Consider the following 18,332-nt stretch of genomic DNA (forward strand, 5'->3'; position numbering starts at 1 on the left):
TCCGCGCCTAGCGCCGGGTCGTCCTGGTCGAGGGATGCTCACCGCGTGTCAGGGGCGGGATATGTTCGATAGCACCGGCCACGGCGGCGAGTCCGCGACTACCGATGTGGCTGGGCCGCGCGACAATGGGTGACGCGTGGTCGGACAGGCGGTCGAGGCGGTCACGAGCACGGTCGACAACGGTCAACGGTGCAGCCGACACCACGTTGCCTGGTGGCCGACGTGCAACAACAGGGTGAGGCCTGGTGGGTGCGGCCCGTCGAACGATCGACCACATCACGCCTGTGCGGCGCAACTGTCGATCCGTCATCGCAGCCCGCAACATCGGCAGCAATTGGTCCTCTTCGTCGCGCACGTCCTGCCTCAGAAGCTCGAATATGCTCTGTAGCAGGGGCTCACGATCCGGATCCTGCGATGGCATGGCCTCGAGATCCGAGAACAACTCGTTTATCTGCTGGTGTTCCCGCTCGATGTCGAGCGTCAACTTCTCGCCCTCGGGCACATGTTTGCGAATGATCGGCCACAAGACTGCCTCTTCGGCGAACGCGTGCGGAAAGACGAGCCGGCACAGCGCGCGCAGGAGATCGTTCTGCTCGACGCCTTCCGCGGCCTCGATTCCCCGAAGAAGACGATCGAGTTCGACATGGTCGTCCCGCTGACGGACCAGAACGCTTCCCGGCCCACCCAACTCGTCGACCGAAAGATCGGAAATGGATTTCGGCATGCTCACCCCACAGAACTGATTGTCCGGCGGCGCGGTCCGGACACAGCCCCCGAACCGCGCCTCGCCAGATGGCTTGTGTCGACGCCCGTTACGTCTCGTCGGGGTCGAGGGCGTCCTTGATCTTACCCATCATCCCCTTCTCGGTGCCGAGGGCCGCCGACGCTGGATCGCCCTTGGCGCCGTCGTAGGTCGCGTACAGTTTCGGATCCGGTGCGGGTGCGGATGCCTTGTTGCCCAACGGTTGCGGGTCCGCGAGGAACCCCATCTGGCGGGCGCCGTCGGGCGCGAGACGATTCGCCCACCCGCCGGTTGACGAGAATTCCCCGTCGGACAGATGCCACAGGTCGGTGGCATGCTCGGTGGCTTCTTCGTCCAGGAGAGCGTCGGGCGCGACGACGCCTTCGAGTCCATCGGCTTGCAACTCTTCGATCGCAGCGAGCCATAAATTCTGATGGTGGGTGTCGCGGGCGAGGTTGAACTTCAACATCGCTTTCACTCCCGGGTCGTCGGTCATGTTGTACAGCCGCGCGGTCTGCACCCGTCCCTGAGCTTCCGCGGCGACGTTCGCACGGAAGTCGGCCAACAGGTTGCCGGAAGCAACGATGTAGCGGCCGTTCCACGGGACACCGTTCGAATCCTGAGGCATCGCACCGCCGCCGGCGACGATGGCCTGCTGCGGATCCATCCCGCCCATCACCGCCGCGACCACCGGATCAGCCGCCGCCGCTTTGGTCGACTCCGTCGCAGGCGCGCCCTCGAGAAGACGAGCGACCATCGTCGCCAGCATCTCCACGTGCCCGATCTCCTCGGTGGCGATGTCCATGATCAGGTCCTTGTACTTACCTTCCATGCGACAGTTCCAGCCCTGGAACAGGTACTGCATGGTCACGGTCATCTCGCCGTACGCGCCGCCGATCAACTCCTGGAGCTTGCGGGCGTACACAGGGTCCGGCTTCTCGGGCTTGACGTCGAACTGCAGGTAATCGGTATGGCGAAACATGTAAACTCCATTCTGGCAGTGGAAGACAACCGTTCGCCCTTCGGATACCGGATGACCGAATCGGTCAAACCTCCTCTGCTGCACAAGTTTTGGCGAAAAACCCGCTGACACTCGCCTACTTTTGCGATCCCGGACAACGTATCTCGAGACGGCAGCGACAACAGGTTCGCGAGAACCGCCGCTACCCGTTTGATCGTCGATTCGTATGGGTAGGAGAAGCAATGACTTGCAACAGCGCGTCCACTCCTCCGACCGCTCACGCGTCGACGGCGATCGGTGGTCACGACCTCGCCGACATCGCCGACGCGGTGCCCTCGGCATCCGCCGTATACGGGGACGCGGTGGTAACGGGCGTCAGCGACGATTCGCGCACGGTCGAACCAGGCGACCTCTACCTCGCATTTCCCGGACGCCATGCGCACGGCCTCGACTTCGAACTCGAAGCGCTCGCCCGCGGAGCAGTCGCGATCCTGTCGGACCGTCCCGCAGTGTCACTGCCTTCGGTCGTCGTGACCAACCCCCGCAGCTGTGCGGGTCCGGCCAGCGCACTCGTTCACCGTCACCCTTCGAAGGGTATGAGGGTGTACGGAACGACGGGTACCAACGGAAAGACGAGTACGACCTACCTGCTCGGGGCCGCACTGTCCGCCGCGGGCGAGACCGTCGGCACCATCACCGGCATCTCCATCGCAGGACCGAGAACCACCCGACCGGCTGCCCGGACCACCCCGGAAGCCGCCGTACTGCAGCAATCCCTCGCGTCGATGCGTGACGAAGGCGCCACGTCGGTTGCTCTCGAAGTGTCCTCGCACGCGCTGGACCAGGGCCGAGTCGACGCGACGCACTTCGCCGCCGTCGGGTTCACGAATCTCACCCGCGACCACCTCGACTACCACCGATCGATGGACGATTACTTCGCCGTCAAGTCACGCCTGTTCGAACCACACCGAACCGAGGTGGCGGCGATCGGAGTCGACGGAGACTACGGTCGTCGGCTCGCCTCGTCGGTCGGTGTGCCGTGTTGGACGTGGTCGGCGTCGAATCCCGGGGCACACATCTATGCAGATCGAATCCGCTCGGGCCCCACGGGCACATTCTTCATCGCACACACACCCGACGGCCCCCTGGATGTCCGCCTCCGGCTGCTGGGTCCGCATCAGGTCGACAACGCGTTGACCGCGCTCGCCATGCTTGCCGCGACGGGAGTCGAACTCGACGCCGCTGTCGCCGGATTCGAGCAGTTGACCCATGTACCCGGCCGTTTGGAACGCGTCGACGACGGCCGGAGCGGCGTCGTGGCCCTCGTCGATTACATGCACAACACCGACGGCCAGCATCGGCTGCTCCCCTATCTACGGTCGCTGAGTACCGGGAAACTGATCGTCGTCATCGGCGCGACCGGCGACCGTGACATCGGGAAGCGCTTCCCGCTCGGAGCCACTGCAGCCGAGTACGCCGACATCGTCATCGTCACCGACGAGAGCCCCTTCTCCGAAGACGCCGACACCATCCGAGACGCAGTCGTCGATGGCGCTGTTGCAGCCGGTTCGGCGACGGTAATCGTCGAACCGGACCGGCGCGATGCCTTCGAACTCGCGGTCGAGCACGCACGGCACGGTGACGTGCTCGTGGTCGCCGGACGGGGATGCGACGACCACGTGGTCCACGGCAACAGGTCTGCGCCATTCGACGACAGGGTGGAACTACGTGCAGTCCTGGAGAACAGTGCGTCGACGAGCTGACCGCGGACCCGCGCGGTCCAGGCCGAGAATGCTCGGCGCTACTGTCCCGCAACAGCATTGAGGTACCGGTCGATCCCGAAAGAATTTTCTCCACCCTCTTGGCACTCTCCGATCGAGAGTGCTAAATTCTTCCTCAGCACAGTGAAACGGCAGCCCGCTACAGGGGCGGGCGCATCGTCTGCATCAGGAGGTGATTGCTGTGCTTCGATTCGATCCGTTCCGTGACTTGGATTCCATCGCTGCCGGGATGTTCGGCACGTCGAGTGGTTCGGACCGTGTCCCTCGCTTCATGCCCATGGACCTGTACAAGGTCGACGACCACTACGTGCTCTCCGCCGACCTACCCGGCGTCGACCCAGGCTCGATCGACGTCGACGTGGACCGGGGTACCCTTACCCTCACCGCGCATCGGACTGCGCCGAGCGACGGTGGCGTGCAGTGGATTTCAAGCGAACGGTTCGCCGGAACCTACCGCCGCCAGATCGCGCTGGGCGACGGAATCGACACCGAACGCATCTCGGCCTCGTACGACAACGGTGTGTTGTCGGTGACGATTCCGCTCGCAGAAAGAGCGAAGCCTCGCAAGATCGACATCTCGCGATCGGGCACCGAGCAACGTTCGATCGAACCGCACGCGACCTGAAACGCTGTCGGACAACACGTTTCACGGTCGGATCGGAAGGGAGTGTCGCGCATGGACGACGAAGTGATTTGGTGGGAGGAATCGGATCGCGATTCGTGGTGGCGGCAGGTTCTCGGGCTCGGTACCGAGGTACGTGAATGCCCCGAAGCCGATGCACTCGAACAGGCTCTGGCTGTCCCGTTCGAGGAGGACCCGTTCCCGCTCACCCCGCGGAGTTCTGTGATGGTGTAGCTGCTGCCGACGTGGACTCGGCACACGCGTGTCGAGTCCACGCTCCTTTACTCCCGGCGCCTTCGGGACGCACTTCACCTCGCCGCGGGTGGCGACGCAGACTCCGATCCCAACCGGACGAGGTCCGCGGCGAGTGTGGCGACAGGGATGTTCTCGTTCTGTGAGAGCTGGCGGATCAATTCGAACGCCTGGACGGCGTCGATACCGTAGCGCTCCATCAACATGCCCTTTGCTTGGCCGATCACATCTCGTGACGCCAAACCAGAGGCAAATTGTTCTGTTTTGTTCGCCGTGTACAGCGCTACGGCAGCGTGAGTTGCGAGGACCGCGCCGAGTTCCTCGTCGGCGTCGTCGAACACGTTCGCAGCCAAGGAGAAGAGGTTCAAAGCGCCGATCGTGTCTTCTTTCGTGTACAACCGAAACGACATGCTGCTGAGAACGCCGGCTTCCACTGCTTTCGGAGCGAAGCCGGGCCAACGCGGATCGGTGCGGAAGTCGTCGCATCGCACGAAGAACTCGCTACGGGCTGCATCGACGCATGGCCCTTCGTCGAGCTGCTCTTGAAGGGCGTCCAGCCGAACGGGCAGCTCGCTCGTTGCGGCGTGCGATCGATACCTTCTCGGGCCCTCCGCGATGAGTATGTCGGCGCAGTCGACCGCGTCGATCAGCTCCGTTGCGCTCTCGGTCACCCCCCGGAGGGTGTCCTCCAGACTTCTCGGAGCAAAGAACGACCTCGTCATGTCGGCAATCTGTCGACTGAGGGTGTTACGTCGCGGGTCGTGATTCATGCTTCCCGGCCGCCGATCGACGCGTCCTCGCACGACACGACACGAGGCAGGTCCGCCACCGGGGCGCCGAGGGTGAGCTGACAGGGGAAACGGAGGTCCATTCGTGGACGGTACCCGGGTGCGTAGCGCTTTACACTCGTCGTACGAAATCGTTCTCGATTAACGGTGCAGTTGCTCATCCGATGTGGTGCTATTACCACTGCGGTCGGGTCGATCGCAGTGGTCAGGTTGATTCCCGACGAGGGGGCGGGAATCAACCTCCACGTGGAGCGGTTCGACGCGTTACTTCCCGGTCCACACCGGTTGCCGCTTCTCGCCGAACGCCGTTGCACCCTCGTGCGCGTCGGCGCTCGAGAAGACCACGTTCATGGCTTCCTGATTGCGCGCCCACAGGCCGTCGCCCCACGTATCACCGTTGGCACTCTCGTGGACGAGTTGTTTGCTCGTCACCACCGACAGCGGCGCGTTGACCGCGATCGATTCTGCGAGTTCGAGTGCCACGTCGAGCGACGTGCCTTGCGGCGCAACCCTGTTGATCAAGCCGAGCTCGTACGCTCGCGCTGCCGTGATCGGCTCACCGGTCAGCGCGATCTCCAAAGCGATCTTGCGCGGAATCTGTTGACTCATGCGCAGAACGCCGCCTGCACCGGCGAAGAGGCCGCGTTTGACTTCCGGCAAACCCAGAGCTGCGGTCTCGTCCACGACGGCCAGATCACATGCGAGCAACAGCTCCGTTCCACCACCGAGGGCGAAACCGTTGACCGCCGCGATGGTCGGCTTGTCGACCCACTGGCGAACGAAGCCCGCAAAGCCCCACTCCGGGTGCCCGTCGGCGTCGAGAGATCTGCCAGCTGCGATCTCCTTCAGATCTGCGCCTGCGCAGAAGGCACGACCGGAACCGGTGAGAACGATAGCTCGCACGTCGGGGTCGACGTTGGCTGCGTGCACCGCATTTCCCACCGCCGTGGACAATGTCGAATCGACCGCATTCAGCGCCCTCGGGCGGTTGAGCGACACCACTGCGACGTTCCCGCGTCGCTCGACCAGCGCCGCCGGTTCGTCGATCGTCGTCGAACTCATCGAAATCTCTCTCTCGGTGTTGTCTATCTACCTGCGAATCGGTCGATTCGCTCACGTGCGCTTCCGGAGGCGCCGACGTCGGCAATCGTGCGGGCCTCGTCATCGAGCCGGTCGGACAGCGAACCGTTCGACGCCACCCGCATGAGCCTCCGCGTCTGCCCCACGGCAGGGAAGGCACTCGCAACGACCTTGCGTGCCAACTCCTCCACACGAGAGGAAATCTCGGCGTCGTCGACCAGGTCGGTGACCAGTCCGTTCTCGAGCGCCTCCTGACCACCGATGACCTCTGCAGCCAACAACATCCGCGCCGCCGCGCGCGGACCCACGACCCTGGGCAGTAGCGTCGACACGCCACAATCCGGCGACAATCCGACCGCCGAATAGGCCGCGGCGAATTTGCTGGACCGTCCGGCCACGACGAAATCCGCGGCAAGCACGAAGCCCAAGCCCGCGCCTGCTGCCGAGCCCTGAACTCCAGCGATGACCACGACGGGCAGCGTGTCGAGAAGCTTCAACGCATCGTGGACCGTACCGGCCAGATCGGTGAGGAAGCCGGGAATCTCGGCGGCAGAGGCCATTTCGCGCACATCACCACCGGCGCAGAAGTTCTTGCCCTCGCCGGTCAGCACGAGCACGCGGACGCCGGGATCGGCTGCCACTGCCTCGACCGCAGCCTTGAAGCCGGCAGCCAGATCGGTGTTCAAGGCGTTGGACGACGCGCCACGAGCAAGCACGATGCGAGCGATCCCCTGCTCGATAGAGAATCGCACGCTCGTGTTTTCGACACCGTTCATCGGGGGGCCATGCGGATCGCACCGTCGAGGCGGATGACCTCGCCGTTCAGCATCGGATTCTCGACGATGTGGCGTACCAGAGCTCCGAATTCGTCGGGGTCACCGAGCCGCGAGGGGTGAGGCACCTGGGCGCCGAGCGATGCGCGCGCATCTTCGGGCAACGTCTTGAGCAACGGGGTGTCGAAGATTCCCGGTGCGATGGTCGCGACGCGAATCTGGTGGCGAGCCAGCTCACGAGCGATCGGCAGAGCCATGGACACGATTGCGCCCTTGGACGCGGCGTACGCGGGCTGACCGATTTGGCCGTCGAACGCAGCAACCGATGCCGTGTTCACGATGACGCCGCGTTCTCCATCCACGCTCTCGGTGGACGCGATGCGCTCGGCAGCGAGTCGAATCACGTTGAACGTGCCGAACAGGTTGATGCGGACGATGCGCTCGAAGTCTTCCATCGGAAGGGGTCCGTTCTTTCCGAGCACCTTCCCCGGAGGACCGACGCCTGCGCAGTTGACCACGACGCGAAGCGGGCCCTGCTCGGACAGCACGTCCAGCGCCTGCGAGACGTCGTCGGAGGACGTGACGTCACCGGGCAGGAAGGTCACCGATCCTGCATGCTGCTCGGCGACGGACTTACCCGGTGAGCCCGGCAGATCCAGGATGCCGACGTGCGCGCCTGCCCGCACGAGTGCCTCGGTGGTCGCCAGGCCGAGACCGGATGCCCCACCGGTCACCAGAGCGGTGATATCAGTCGTCTTCATCTCGAATTCCTTGTCTGTCCGCGCGACACCTCATGTGCCGCTGGTGGAAGTGATGTGTCGCCGGCGGTGCCCGCTGTCGTCACGGCCGGCAGTGCGAACCGAAGCCTCAGCGCGGGTCGACGAAGATGTCGTAGTCGAGCGGTTCCTGCCCTCCGTACACAGCGAGATCGGTGATGCCGGCTTCGGCCAACACATCGACATCGATCAGCGTCTCACCCGTTCGGTGACGCGGGGTGTGCGACAGCAGTAGGGCGGCCGCGTCGGCCATCACCTGTGGGTCACGTGCGTGCGACGTCCCCTCCTCGCCGCCGAGGAGGTTCTTCACCGCAGCAGTTGCGATGGTGGTCTCCGGCCACAGGCAGTTGCTGGCGATACCGTCGTCCGCGAATTCTGCGGCAAAGCCCCTGGCCAACAACGTCATTCCGTACTTGCCGAGCATATAGCCCGGGTGCTTTCCCAGCCACTCGTCGGACATGTTCAGCGGCGGTGACAGCGTCAACACGCTCGCCGATTCCGACTTCTTCAGGAATGGCAGGCACGCCTGCGTGAGAGCGAACGTTCCGCGCACGTTGACCTGCTGAATGAGATCGAAACGCTTGAGCGGTAGGTCCTCGGTCCCGGCCAGATTGAGGACGCTTGCATTGTTGATGCAGATGTCCACGCCCCCGAAAGTGTCCGCTGCGGTCGACGCCGCGCGCTGGACGTCGTCGTCGTTTCGCACGTCGCCGACGACTCCGACAGCCTTGCCACCGGCAGCTTCGATCTGCTCGACCGCCGTGTGAATGGTTCCGGGCAAGCGAGGGTCGGGATTGTCGGTCTTCGCAAGCAGCACCAAATTCGCACCGCCCCTGGCCAATTCGGTGGCGATCGCCAAACCGATGCCGCGGCTTCCGCCCGACATCACCGCTGTCATACCGTCGAATCGTAGGTCGCTCATGTCAGTCCTTCTCGTCAGAGTCGCTCGATGATGGTGGCGTTGGCCATGCCGCCGCCTTCGCACATGGTCTGCAAGCCGTATCGACCACCGGTGGCTTCCAGATACGTCAGCATCGAGGCCAGAAGCCTGCCGCCCGACGCACCGAGCGGGTGCCCCAGCGCGATGGCGCCACCGGCCGGGTTGAGGCGTTCGGGGTCGGTGTCGAAGTGGCTCTGCCACAACAACGGAACCGGAGCGAACGCTTCGTTGACCTCGTACGCGTCGATCTGATCCAGCGTCATTCCCGTACGCGCGAGGATCTTCTCGGTGGCGGGGATCGGCCCCGTCAGCATCAGGAGTGGGTCACTTCCCGCCACACTGAAGCTGTGGAAACGGGCGCGCGGTGTCAACCCGAGCGCAGCAGCCTTCTCCTCGCTCATGATCAAGGCGGCCGACGCGCCGTCCGTGAGGGGCGACGAGTTTCCTGCGGTGATGGACCACTCGATCTCAGGGAATCGCTGCGACATGGCCTCGCTCTGGAACACAGGACGCAGGCCGCCCAGCGACTCTGCCGTGGTCGAGGGCCGCACTGTCTCGTCCGTGCTGACGAGGACTTCGTTACCGGACCCGTCGACCGTACGGACGGGAACGATCTGATCGACTTGCTGCCGCCCTGCCGCCTCGGATGCACGACGATGCGAACGGGCTGCGTACTCGTCCAACTCCTCGCGGCCGAACTTCCACCTCGCGGCGATCAGCTCGGCTCCGATGCCCTGGGACACCAGGCCTTCCGGGAAGCGCTTGGCCAAGGGTCCGACGTTGGGGTCCTTGTCTCCCACGTTCGAGAACATGGGTGCGCGACTCATGGACTCGACTCCGCAGGCGATGACGATGTCGTACGTTCCGGCTGCAACACCGTGGGCGGCGAACGCAGCGGCCTGCTGGCTGGAACCGCACTGACGATCGATCGTCGTCGCAGGAACCGACTCCGGGAAGCCTGCCGCCAGAACGGCGGTGCGCGCGATGTTGACTGCCTGTTCGCCGGATTGCGTCACGCAACCGGCGATGACGTCGTCCACCAACGCCGGATCGAGGTCGTGTTTGCGGACCAGCTCGGCCAGGAGGTCCGCAAGCAGGGTTGCCGGGTGAACCCCTGACAGAGAGCCGCCCGGCTTACCCTTCCCGGACGGCGTTCGGATGACGTCGACGATCACTGCGGTAGTCATGAAGTTCGAATTCCTTTCGTAGGTGGTCGAGAAGATTCAGATTCCGAGAAGCTCGGACACGTAGTTGCGCGCTCGTGTCGGGTCGAACGACCGCGCGATCTGCATTTTCTCGGCCTCCGTCGAACCTTCGGCGTGGGTGGCGAGGACGGTCTGATATCCACCCCAGCTTCCCGTGCAGAGGTCGCCGATCAAGTTGATCAAGCGCAGACGCTGTTCCGCGGGAACGGCTGCGGCGAAATACTTTTCGAGAACCTTGCGGGTATCGGGATCCGCCCAGTCGCCTCCGCCAGGACCGGTGGCCACCAGACCGCCCGCCAAGTCCAGCACGGTCGTCGTCGCGGCAGTGAAACCGTGCGCGAAGTGATACTTGGCCATGTTCACGGCGAGAGGATCCGGCAGTTGAACTCCGTTGTCGCCCTGGGTCGAACGCAGCGCCGCGAGCTGACCGAACCCGCGGACGGTTTCGGTGTACGAGATCAGCTCTGTCAGCTTGCTCTTGACGTGGCCGGCCTTGATGATGCCGTTCGCTTCGGCCACCATGGTCGCGGCGCCGACGAGGAGGTCGAGGAGCGGCAGCTTGTAGTTGATCGCCGTGTATCGGTGATAGTCGACGAATGCAATGGCCAACGGCCCGGCGAGCTCGGGCTGACGTGCGAGAAACACCCTGTTCTTGGGGACGCGGACGTTGTCGAACACGGTCAGACTCTCGAGCAGCTTGTGCTTCGACGACAGCGGATGCGAGAACTCGTCACGGTCGCCGTGCAGATACGGCGAGACGTACAGGGTGAGGCCTGGAGTATCGACCGGCACCGCGAAGCTGAGTGCGTAGTCGGCGTCCGCTGCACCCATCGCGCGGGTCGGGAGAACGAGGATTTCGTCGGCGTTCGCGGAGAACGACGTGTGCACCTTGGCGCCGCGGACCGTGATGGACTCCTCGTCCTCGTCCACGATGTGCAGGTAGAGATCCGGGTCGGCCTGCTGATGGGGCGCGAGCGAGCGATCGCCCTTGACGTCGGTCTGCGCGACGGCAATCGCGACGTCGTTGGCGCAGCAATGGTCGTAGAACGCCTTGGCGTTCTCGAGACCCTCGCCTGTCAGCGCGCGAAGGAGCCCGAACAGCGCGTCGCTGCCCACCTCTTTGAGAACGATCGTTCCAGTCCCGAGTCTGCAGACACTTTCGATGAGCTGACCGCGGCGCGCGATGTCGTCTGCGGTGCGCGGAACGCGATAGAACGCTGTGTAGGGACCGTCGCCGTCGTCCGCTACGGCAAGGTCGGGTTCGAGCTCGGCGATGTCGTATGCGAGCGCGGAATGCGAGATCGCCGTGTCGAACTCGGCGAACTCGGTGACGTCGTCGACGCGTCGGCCCTGGTAGACGACTCGTCGACCGTCCTTCAAACCATCCCGGTACTGACGCGCTGTACGAATGCCCATCTCGTGGAACCTCTCGAGTTGTCGGGGTCCGGCTCACCGGCGTCGGCGACACGGGCGACCGTTCAATTGTTCGGTTGCTGTTTAGCTTGACAGAGCGTAGCGGCTCATGTCAACGCCAGTCGGTCACGCGCTGCCGACTGAAAAAACCCTATTCACGCGGCTATGCAGCACAAGTCGATGCGTCGGAAATCGTTCTTCCCTAGACGGTCACTTCACGTTAGGCTGGTGATCTATCGCACGATAACTGTTCAGCGAAAGGCAATTTATGTACCCCGGGGCCCACTCGAAAACCCACCCGAACAAGCCAGCGGTCATCATGGCCGATTCGGGTGAGACAGTGACCTTCGGTGAATTGGAGTCGCAGTCCATTCGGATCGCCCGATATCTCCGCGACGCAGGCCTTCGCGAGGGCGATCACATCGCGCTCATCAGCGACAACAACCCCCGCGTCTTTGCGATCTATTGGGCCGCAACGCGATCGGGGCTGTACTTCACTGCCATCAACCGCCATCTGACGGCCGGCGAGATGGCGTACATCGTGAACGATTGCGGGGCGCGCGCTGTGGTTGCAGCCGCGACTCTTCACGACGTTGCCGGACTCGTTGCAACCCAGACGCCTGCCGTCGAACTTCGGCTTGCGTTCGGTGGCTCGATTCCAGGCTTCGCAGACCTGGACGAGGAGACCGTCGGCCTCTCCGACGAACCCCTCGAGTCTCAGCCCCGCGGCGCGGACATGTTGTATTCGTCTGGCACTACCGGCCAGCCGAAGGGCATCGAACCCTCGCTCCCGAACCGGCAGATCGACGAGCCCGGTGACACGATGGTGGGGCTGGCGTCCGGCGTATGGAAAATGAACTCCGACACCGTCTACCTGTCGCCGGCGCCTCTGTACCACGCCGCGCCCCTCCGGACGGCGGCAGCTGTGCAGGCTCTGGGCGGAACGGTCGTCGTGATGGGGAAGTTCGACGCCGAACACGCCCTGGCCTGCATCGACAAGTTTCGCGTGACGCACAGTCAGTGGGTACCGACGATGTTCGTCCGAATGCTCAAGCTGCCCGACGACATTCGTCAGTCGTACGATCTGTCGTCGCTCACCACTGCCATTCACGCCGCAGCGCCGTGTCCGGTCGACGTCAAGCGCGCCATGATCGATTGGTGGGGTCCGATTCTGCAGGAGTACTACTCCTCCACCGAACTCGCCGGAATGACGAGCATCGACTCCGACGAGTGGCTGAAGAAGCCCGGTTCGGTAGGCAAGGACGGTCTGCTGGGTACGGTTCGCATCTGTGGTCCCGATGGAGAAGTGTTGGGGCCGAATCAGATCGGCGACGTCTACTTCGAGCGCGACGTGATGCCGTTCGCGTACCACAACGACCCAGAGAAGACGAAGAAGGCGCAGCACCCGCAGCACGACAACTGGTCGACGACCGGCGACGTCGGATACCTCGACGAGGACCGCTATCTGTTCCTCACCGACCGTGCGACCTTCATGATCATCTCCGGCGGCGTCAACATCTACCCTCAGGAAATCGAAAACTCGCTCGCGGTACATCCGATCGTTCTGGATGTCGCGGTGATCGGCGTCCCCGATCCCGAGATGGGCGAACAAGTGATTGCGGTCGTGCAACTCGTTCCAGGGGTCGAACCGTCCGACGAGCGTGCCGAAGAAATTCTCGCGTACGCACGAGAATCGTTGGCGCGCTTCAAGGTTCCGCGCCGGATCGTGTTCGACGCGGACCTCCCTCGGACGCCGACCGGTAAGCTCGTCAAGGGCCGTCTCAAGGGAAAGTACGACTACCTCGCAGCCACATAGAGCTGACGTGAGCCGGAGAAAAGAAATGTCACCTTCGTACGGACGTACCGCGGCACTCGACGGTTGTATCGACACGCATCGGGCCGATTCGCAGTACGAACTCGTGTCGACCGTTCTACGTCTGGCAACCCTCGCCAGGACGCAGTTCGGCGACGCGCTGAAGCCTGCTGGCATGAGTTGGGCGCGCTACGAGGTTCTTGCCCTACTGTGCCGTAACGGTCCGAGCTCCTACCGTGAAGTCGGCGCGGAACTCGCGCGACACCGCACCAGTATCAAAAGCACGGTGGCTGCGCTCGAAGAATCGGGTCACGTGACACGATCCCCGGATTGGAAGTGGCCGCAGCGGTTGCTCGTGGAAGCGACGGAATCGGGCCGTCGAGCAGTCACGCGAGCCGAAAAAGCGTTACACCGCAACGCGATACCAGTGGAAACGGCTGACGAGTACCCCACAGCACTCGAAGCGCTGAGGCGGCTCGAACGCACATGGACGCAACCTCGCCTGCTGCCGTGAAACGCACAGACGACACGAGTATGCCCGGGCGTCGAGAACCGACTCCCGGGCATGCTGCGAACGTGTGGTTCAAACCGAGTCGGTGATCATCCGAAAGATCGACTGCAGATACTTTGCTGCAATATCGTGGGGGTCATCCGGTCCGTCGTCGCGATACCACTGAGGCGTTCCCTGCAGCATTGCGAAGATACTCCGTGCGATGAAATGGGTATCGTCGATCTGGAACACGCCTTCCGCCCGGCCCGTCTCGAGCAACTCGATCATGTTGTCCGTGACGGTATTTCGACGAGCGACGTAGTGAGAACGCGCTTCGGGGCCGAGAAAGCGTGATTCCGGATGAATTCGTGCAATATCCCGTCTGCACGTCTCGTGCAAACTGACGGCGGTCACGAAGTGCCGCAATCGCTCGGTCGTCGACTCACCTGCTTCGCTGAGCGCTCCAGCAATGTGGGCGGCCAGGTCGTCCATTCCGACGTTCAGCAGCGCCGCGAGAATTCCCTCTTTGTTGCCATAGTGGTAGTAGAGAGACGGCATCGTTATCTCGGCCCGTGCAGCGATGTCACGAATCGTGGTGCCGTGATATCCCTTCGCCTGGAACAAGGACAACGCTGCCGCGAGAATGGGCGTGAGCGGAAGGGGCCGATACACACGCCAATCGTCGTCTGCGCGGTGCGCGGTGCCGATCGTCATCATGTCGTACCCTTCGTTCACGCATACGCAAGCTCGTCCTCACGACAGCATACTTTCGTCACTCGACGACGGCGTCCGGCCGCAGTGACAACGACACTTTGCCGGTCGCGGTGCGATCGGCCAGCGATTCCAACGCACCGACAGCCGCTTTCATGGGAACGACCTTCGGCTCTTCGACGATCAGGGAACCATCTTTCAGGCGTGGTTCCAGGTCTGCCCACTGCCGCGCGGTGTAGTCGGGGAACGCTCGGATGTATTCGCCCCATCCAGCGCCGACGACGGATACGTTCTTCAGAAGCAACCGATTGACCTTGACCGTCGGGATCTCGCCACCCGTGAAACCGAGCACCACCAGTCGACCGTTCGGGTTGAGCGATCGGATGCTGTCGAGGAATCGATCCCCTCCGACAGGATCGAGCACGACGTCGACGCCCCGTCCGTCGGTGAGTTCGAGTACTCGATCCTTGAAGCCGTCGACCATGACCGTGTGGGTCGCGCGGTTCGCGGCTGCGACCTTCGCCTTCTCGTCGCTGCTCACGACCGCGATGGTCTCCATTCCCAGTGCAGCTGCAACCTGCAGCGCTGCGGTCCCGATTCCTCCGGCGGCGCCGTGGACCAGGACCGTCTCCCCGGCTCGACTCCTCGCGCGTTCGTCGAGCGCGAAGTGCACCGTGAGGTAGTTCATCAGGAATCCCGATCCTGCTGTCAACGACACCGACTCCGGCAAAGGGAACACGAAGCGCGGATCGAGAACGACAGTCTGTTGCCACGCGCCGTCCAGTGCGAGAACCGCAACCTTCTGTCCCTCGGTCAATCCACTTCCCAGCGGGGCGGACCGAACGACACCTGCGCCCTCCGCACCGAGTACAGCCGGGAGCGACGCGACCATCTGATAGCTACCGGACGTCTGCAGTAGGTCGGGAAAAGACACGCCCGCTGCGTGCAGATCGACCACGACCTGCCCGTCGGACGCCACAGGTTCCGGCACCTCGGTGATCGCGACTCCCTGCGGTCCGACTGCCTCGACCAATTGCACTGCCTGCATCTTGCGCGCTCCTGCCCCATGTATGCGGCTCGACGGCTCCGATGTCGACCCGGCCCTCGGCCTGGTTCGTGTCCGACTCGGCCCGTTGACGAATTGTGGTCCAGACTACACAATGTAGCGAGCGCTAGAAATAACGGCAATCGCAGATGGCGCAGGAGACACCGATGAAACGCATTCATTTCGATCACGACCACGACGCGTATCGCGACACCGTGCAGTCGTTCCTTGCTCGCGAGGTGCAACCCTTCTACGAGGAGTGGGAGAGCGACCGGCTGGTCCCACGCTCGGCATGGCTCGCAGCCGGCAAATCCGGGATCCTAGGGTTGTCGGTGCCGGAGTCGTTCGGCGGCTCCGACGTCACCGATTACCGCTTTCGTCAGGTGGTCGCCGAAGAGATCGCGAAAACCGCCACCACGTCGTTCGGCGCGGGACTCAGCTGCCAGGACGACATCATCATTCCGTACGTGGCGGACCTCGGGACCGACGAACAGCGTCAGCGTTGGCTCCCGGGGATGGCGAGCGGTGATCTGATCGGCGCGATCGCCATGACGGAACCGGGAACCGGCAGCGACCTTCAGGCGATCAAGACGACGGCCGTGCGCGAGGGCGACAACTGGGTCATCAACGGCCAGAAGACGTTCATCACCAATGGAATTCACTGCGATCTGGTCATCGTCGTCGCGCGTACGGATCCGAACGCCGGCTCCCGCGGCTTGTCTCTCTTCGTCGTCGAACGTGACACGCCTGGTTTCACTCGTGGCCGCAAATTGACCAAGGTCGGACTCGCGGCCCAGGACACCGCCGAACTGGTCTTCACCGACGTTCGGGTACCGCACCGCAATCTCCTCGGCGTCGAAGGCCGCGGCTTCCTTCACCTCATGGAACGGCTACCTCTCGAACGGCTGTCCATCGCCGTAGCCGCCATCGCCGGTGCGCGCGCCACGTACGAATGGACGAAAGCGTACGTTTTCGATCGCAGCGCTTTCGGCACGAAGATCGGCGACCTCCAGAACACGCGCTTCGTGCTCGCCGACATGCTGACGGAAATCGAGGTCACCGAATCCCACGTCGACCGTTGCGTTCTGGCACTGAACAGCGGCGAACTCACCGCCGTCGACTCCGCGAAGGCCAAGTGGTGGAGTTCCGAGTTGCACAAGCGAGTCGTCGATCGATGCGTCCAATTACACGGCGGCTACGGATACATGATGGAGTATCCCGTGGGTCGAGCATTCGTCGACCAACGTGTACAGACGATCTTCGGTGGCACCACCGAAGTGATGAAGGAAATCATCGGACGCGACATCGCGGCAGGGGCAGTCCGATGACCGCCGCGAACGGCAGGCGTCCGAGCGAACCGCACGACACCTTGCGCGATCTGCTCGAATCCCGCGTCAGTTGTAGAGCTTTCACGTCGGAACCCGTTTCCGACGGCACGATTCGCGAAATTCTGACGATGGCTCAGCGCACGGCGTCGTGGTGCAACAGCCAATCGTGGCACCTTGCGGTCACCCGAGGCGAGGGCACCGAACGTTTACGCAAAGCGCTGTATTCGGCGGCCTCGGCCGACGTCGTGGAGGAGACCGACATCGCGTTTCCCCGTGAATACCGGGGCGTGCACAAGCAGAGGCGGCGCGAGAGCGGCTTCCAGCTGTACAACGCAGTGAACATCGAACGCGGCGACCGAACGAGGCAACGTGAACAGACCCTCGAGAACTTCCGCTTCTTCGGCGCGCCGCATGTCGCCATCCTTCATACCGACGAAGCCTTGGGTGCGTACGGGGCGGTCGACTGCGGTGCCTACGTCAGCAACTTTCTGCTTGCCGCAACATCTCTCGGTGTGTCCACCATCGCCCAGGCTGCCTTGGCCGTCTATCCCAATGTCCTGCGTCGTGAATTGGGGTTGTCGGAAGACCGCAGAATCGTCTGCGGAATTTCCTTCGGCTATGCCGACACCTCGCACCCGATCAACGGCTACCGCACATCGCGTGCGGTAGTGGACGACGTCGTGGATTGGATCGACCGATGAGAACCGACAACCTACGCGTCACCACCGAACGCACAGGGCACGTTCTGCTGATCACGATGGACCGTCCGGCCAAGAAGAACGCGGTGGACGCCGACATGACGCAGGCGCTCGACAACGCGCTCGACATGCTGGACGACGACCCTGATCTCAGGTGCGGAATTCTGACCGGCGGACCCGAAATATTCTGCGCTGGAACGGATCTTGCGACCGGACCGGGCGATCCGACCGAACGCGGCGGAAAGTACGGCATCGCAGGACGTAGCCGCACGACCCCGCTCATCGCTGCCGTAGAGGGTTTTGCGCTCGGTGGCGGCATGGAGATTGCGCTCGCGTGCGACCTCGTCGTCGCCGGACGTTCGGCGCGGTTCGGTCTCCCCGAAGTCACCCACGGGCTCGTTGCCAACTGCGGCGCGCTGTTCCGTACCCACCGGGCGCTGCCCCTTCATGTTGCCAAACAGCTTCTCCTTACCGGGCAACCGATCTCGGCAGAACGCGCTTTCACGCTCGGCCTTGCCAACGACGTCGTCGACGACGGAACCGCAGTAGCGAACGCACTTCGATTGGCCGCGGTCATTGCAGAGAATGCCCCGGTTGCCGTGCGGGAGACGCTTGCTGCGGTCGAAGCAGTGGTAGGACGCGACGACCCGCATGGGTGGGAGGTGACGGCAACCGCCGAGAAAAGCGTTCTCGCATCACGCGATTTCGACGAGGGAATAGCCGCATTCCTGGAACGTCGCACCCCCGTGTGGAAAGGCAACTGACTTACCCGAAAAAGGCAAGTAGCCCAGTTGATTTCGCGTGCGCAACGCGGTTTCCACTGGGCTATTCGTCGTCGAAATATTCCTGATTTTCGAAGCAAATCGATAATTGACATTAGTGGCGAACATCACTTACGCTTCGGCGCGAGACAT

The 18,332-nt window shown here is 63.3% G+C and carries 19 protein-coding genes; 8 read left to right on the forward strand and 11 right to left on the reverse strand.

The window, feature by feature from the left end; genetic code table 11:
• Positions 1-7 precede the first annotated feature (7 nt).
• A complete protein-coding gene (locus DK926_RS17570) occupies positions 8-724 on the reverse strand; it encodes a hemerythrin domain-containing protein (RefSeq protein WP_114331475.1) in 717 nt (238 codons plus the stop codon).
• Between the two features lie 88 nt (positions 725-812).
• Entirely contained in the window at positions 813-1,724 is a 912-nt protein-coding gene (locus DK926_RS17575) for a manganese catalase family protein (RefSeq protein WP_114331476.1), read from the reverse strand.
• 221 nt (positions 1,725-1,945) lie between these two features.
• Between DK926_RS17575 and DK926_RS17580 the strand changes: the two genes are divergently transcribed.
• The 3 genes from DK926_RS17580 (at position 1,946) to DK926_RS17590 (ending at position 4,340) form a co-directional block, all read left to right on the forward strand.
• Entirely contained in the window at positions 1,946-3,466 is a 1,521-nt protein-coding gene (locus DK926_RS17580; RefSeq protein ID WP_114331477.1) for a UDP-N-acetylmuramoyl-L-alanyl-D-glutamate--2,6-diaminopimelate ligase, read from the forward strand.
• A 199-nt stretch (positions 3,467-3,665) separates the two neighbouring features.
• Positions 3,666-4,109: an Hsp20/alpha crystallin family protein gene (locus DK926_RS17585; protein WP_114331478.1), complete on the forward strand. Its 444-nt coding sequence runs from the start codon at positions 3,666-3,668 to the stop codon at positions 4,107-4,109.
• A 51-nt stretch (positions 4,110-4,160) separates the two neighbouring features.
• Positions 4,161-4,340, forward strand: coding sequence for a hypothetical protein (locus tag DK926_RS17590; RefSeq protein WP_114331479.1), 180 nt, complete (start codon positions 4,161-4,163; stop codon positions 4,338-4,340).
• Between the two features lie 74 nt (positions 4,341-4,414).
• Here DK926_RS17590 and DK926_RS17595 read toward each other — a convergent pair whose 3' ends face one another.
• The 7 genes from DK926_RS17595 to DK926_RS17625 all read right to left on the reverse strand — a co-directional run bounded on the left by DK926_RS17595 (position 4,415) and on the right by DK926_RS17625 (position 11,336).
• A complete protein-coding gene (locus DK926_RS17595) occupies positions 4,415-5,128 on the reverse strand; it encodes a GAF and ANTAR domain-containing protein (protein WP_114331480.1) in 714 nt (237 codons plus the stop codon).
• Positions 5,129-5,410: 282 nt separating this feature from the next.
• Positions 5,411-6,208, reverse strand: a complete 798-nt coding sequence (locus tag DK926_RS17600) for a crotonase/enoyl-CoA hydratase family protein (RefSeq protein WP_114331481.1) — start codon at positions 6,206-6,208, stop codon at positions 5,411-5,413.
• Between the two features lie 23 nt (positions 6,209-6,231).
• Positions 6,232-6,978 (reverse strand): enoyl-CoA hydratase/isomerase family protein, encoded by a 747-nt coding sequence (locus tag DK926_RS17605; RefSeq protein WP_243636875.1) that lies wholly within the window; start codon positions 6,976-6,978, stop codon positions 6,232-6,234.
• Positions 6,979-6,998: 20 nt separating this feature from the next.
• The gene (locus tag DK926_RS17610) at positions 6,999-7,760 is read right to left on the reverse strand and encodes a 3-hydroxyacyl-CoA dehydrogenase (protein WP_114331483.1); all 762 of its coding nucleotides are present in this window, start codon (positions 7,758-7,760) and stop codon (positions 6,999-7,001) included.
• A 106-nt stretch (positions 7,761-7,866) separates the two neighbouring features.
• Positions 7,867-8,697 (reverse strand): NAD(P)-dependent oxidoreductase, encoded by an 831-nt coding sequence (locus tag DK926_RS17615; RefSeq protein WP_114331484.1) that lies wholly within the window; start codon positions 8,695-8,697, stop codon positions 7,867-7,869.
• 14 nt (positions 8,698-8,711) lie between these two features.
• A complete protein-coding gene (locus DK926_RS17620) occupies positions 8,712-9,902 on the reverse strand; it encodes a thiolase family protein (RefSeq protein ID WP_068421057.1) in 1,191 nt (396 codons plus the stop codon).
• A 36-nt stretch (positions 9,903-9,938) separates the two neighbouring features.
• Positions 9,939-11,336, reverse strand: coding sequence for a 4-hydroxyphenylacetate 3-hydroxylase N-terminal domain-containing protein (locus DK926_RS17625; protein ID WP_114331485.1), 1,398 nt, complete (start codon positions 11,334-11,336; stop codon positions 9,939-9,941).
• Positions 11,337-11,601: 265 nt separating this feature from the next.
• Here DK926_RS17625 and DK926_RS17630 point away from each other — a divergent pair, with 265 nt between their 5' ends.
• Complete coding sequence (locus DK926_RS17630) at positions 11,602-13,149, forward strand: acyl-CoA synthetase (protein WP_114331486.1); 1,548 nt, start codon at positions 11,602-11,604, stop codon at positions 13,147-13,149.
• A gap of 25 nt (positions 13,150-13,174) precedes the next feature.
• Positions 13,175-13,660: a hypothetical protein gene (locus DK926_RS17635; protein WP_114331487.1), complete on the forward strand. Its 486-nt coding sequence runs from the start codon at positions 13,175-13,177 to the stop codon at positions 13,658-13,660.
• 69 nt (positions 13,661-13,729) lie between these two features.
• Here the strand turns inward: DK926_RS17635 and DK926_RS17640 are convergent, their stop codons facing one another.
• Both DK926_RS17640 and DK926_RS17645 read right to left on the reverse strand, forming a co-directional pair.
• Positions 13,730-14,371, reverse strand: coding sequence for a TetR/AcrR family transcriptional regulator (locus DK926_RS17640; protein ID WP_084423523.1), 642 nt, complete (start codon positions 14,369-14,371; stop codon positions 13,730-13,732).
• A 37-nt stretch (positions 14,372-14,408) separates the two neighbouring features.
• Complete coding sequence (locus DK926_RS17645) at positions 14,409-15,395, reverse strand: NADPH:quinone oxidoreductase family protein (protein ID WP_114331488.1); 987 nt, start codon at positions 15,393-15,395, stop codon at positions 14,409-14,411.
• Positions 15,396-15,559: 164 nt separating this feature from the next.
• Between DK926_RS17645 and DK926_RS17650 the strand changes: the two genes are divergently transcribed.
• Genes DK926_RS17650 through DK926_RS17660 form a run of 3 tightly spaced genes read left to right on the forward strand, consistent with a single transcriptional unit; the run spans position 15,560 to position 18,182 of the window.
• Positions 15,560-16,720 (forward strand): acyl-CoA dehydrogenase family protein, encoded by a 1,161-nt coding sequence (locus tag DK926_RS17650; RefSeq protein WP_114331526.1) that lies wholly within the window; start codon positions 15,560-15,562, stop codon positions 16,718-16,720.
• The gene (locus DK926_RS17655; protein WP_114331489.1) at positions 16,717-17,421 is read left to right on the forward strand and encodes a nitroreductase; all 705 of its coding nucleotides are present in this window, start codon (positions 16,717-16,719) and stop codon (positions 17,419-17,421) included. Before DK926_RS17650 ends, DK926_RS17655 begins: the two co-directional genes overlap by 4 nt.
• Entirely contained in the window at positions 17,418-18,182 is a 765-nt protein-coding gene (locus tag DK926_RS17660) for an enoyl-CoA hydratase-related protein (protein WP_114331490.1), read from the forward strand. The genes DK926_RS17655 and DK926_RS17660 overlap by 4 nt, the downstream gene beginning before the upstream one ends.
• The last annotated feature ends 150 nt before the right edge of the window (positions 18,183-18,332 follow it).

This window comes from Rhodococcus sp. Eu-32 (assembly GCF_003336925.1).
Taxonomy (GTDB): domain Bacteria; phylum Actinomycetota; class Actinomycetes; order Mycobacteriales; family Mycobacteriaceae; genus Rhodococcoides; species Rhodococcoides kyotonensis_B.

Bases quoted from the DNA above. Each gene is read 5' to 3' on its own strand.
- DK926_RS17660 (WP_114331490.1), top strand. From the start codon at position 17,418: ATGAGAACCGACAACCTACGCGTCACCACCGAACGCACAGGGCACGTT.
- DK926_RS17590 (WP_114331479.1), top strand. From the start codon at position 4,161: ATGGACGACGAAGTGATTTGGTGGGAGGAATCGGATCGCGATTCGTGG.
- DK926_RS17655 (WP_114331489.1), top strand. From the start codon at position 16,717: ATGACCGCCGCGAACGGCAGGCGTCCGAGCGAACCGCACGACACCTTG.
- DK926_RS17630 (WP_114331486.1), top strand. From the start codon at position 11,602: ATGTACCCCGGGGCCCACTCGAAAACCCACCCGAACAAGCCAGCGGTC.
- DK926_RS17625 (WP_114331485.1), bottom strand. From the start codon at position 11,336: ATGGGCATTCGTACAGCGCGTCAGTACCGGGATGGTTTGAAGGACGGT.
- DK926_RS17600 (WP_114331481.1), bottom strand. From the start codon at position 6,208: ATGAGTTCGACGACGATCGACGAACCGGCGGCGCTGGTCGAGCGACGC.
- DK926_RS17620 (WP_068421057.1), bottom strand. From the start codon at position 9,902: ATGACTACCGCAGTGATCGTCGACGTCATCCGAACGCCGTCCGGGAAG.
- DK926_RS17575 (WP_114331476.1), bottom strand. From the start codon at position 1,724: ATGTTTCGCCATACCGATTACCTGCAGTTCGACGTCAAGCCCGAGAAG.
- DK926_RS17570 (WP_114331475.1), bottom strand. From the start codon at position 724: ATGCCGAAATCCATTTCCGATCTTTCGGTCGACGAGTTGGGTGGGCCG.
- DK926_RS17645 (WP_114331488.1), bottom strand. From the start codon at position 15,395: ATGCAGGCAGTGCAATTGGTCGAGGCAGTCGGACCGCAGGGAGTCGCG.
- DK926_RS17650 (WP_114331526.1), top strand. From the start codon at position 15,560: ATGAAACGCATTCATTTCGATCACGACCACGACGCGTATCGCGACACC.
- DK926_RS17635 (WP_114331487.1), top strand. From the start codon at position 13,175: ATGTCACCTTCGTACGGACGTACCGCGGCACTCGACGGTTGTATCGAC.
- DK926_RS17580 (WP_114331477.1), top strand. From the start codon at position 1,946: ATGACTTGCAACAGCGCGTCCACTCCTCCGACCGCTCACGCGTCGACG.
- DK926_RS17595 (WP_114331480.1), bottom strand. From the start codon at position 5,128: ATGAATCACGACCCGCGACGTAACACCCTCAGTCGACAGATTGCCGAC.
- DK926_RS17610 (WP_114331483.1), bottom strand. From the start codon at position 7,760: ATGAAGACGACTGATATCACCGCTCTGGTGACCGGTGGGGCATCCGGT.
- DK926_RS17615 (WP_114331484.1), bottom strand. From the start codon at position 8,697: ATGAGCGACCTACGATTCGACGGTATGACAGCGGTGATGTCGGGCGGA.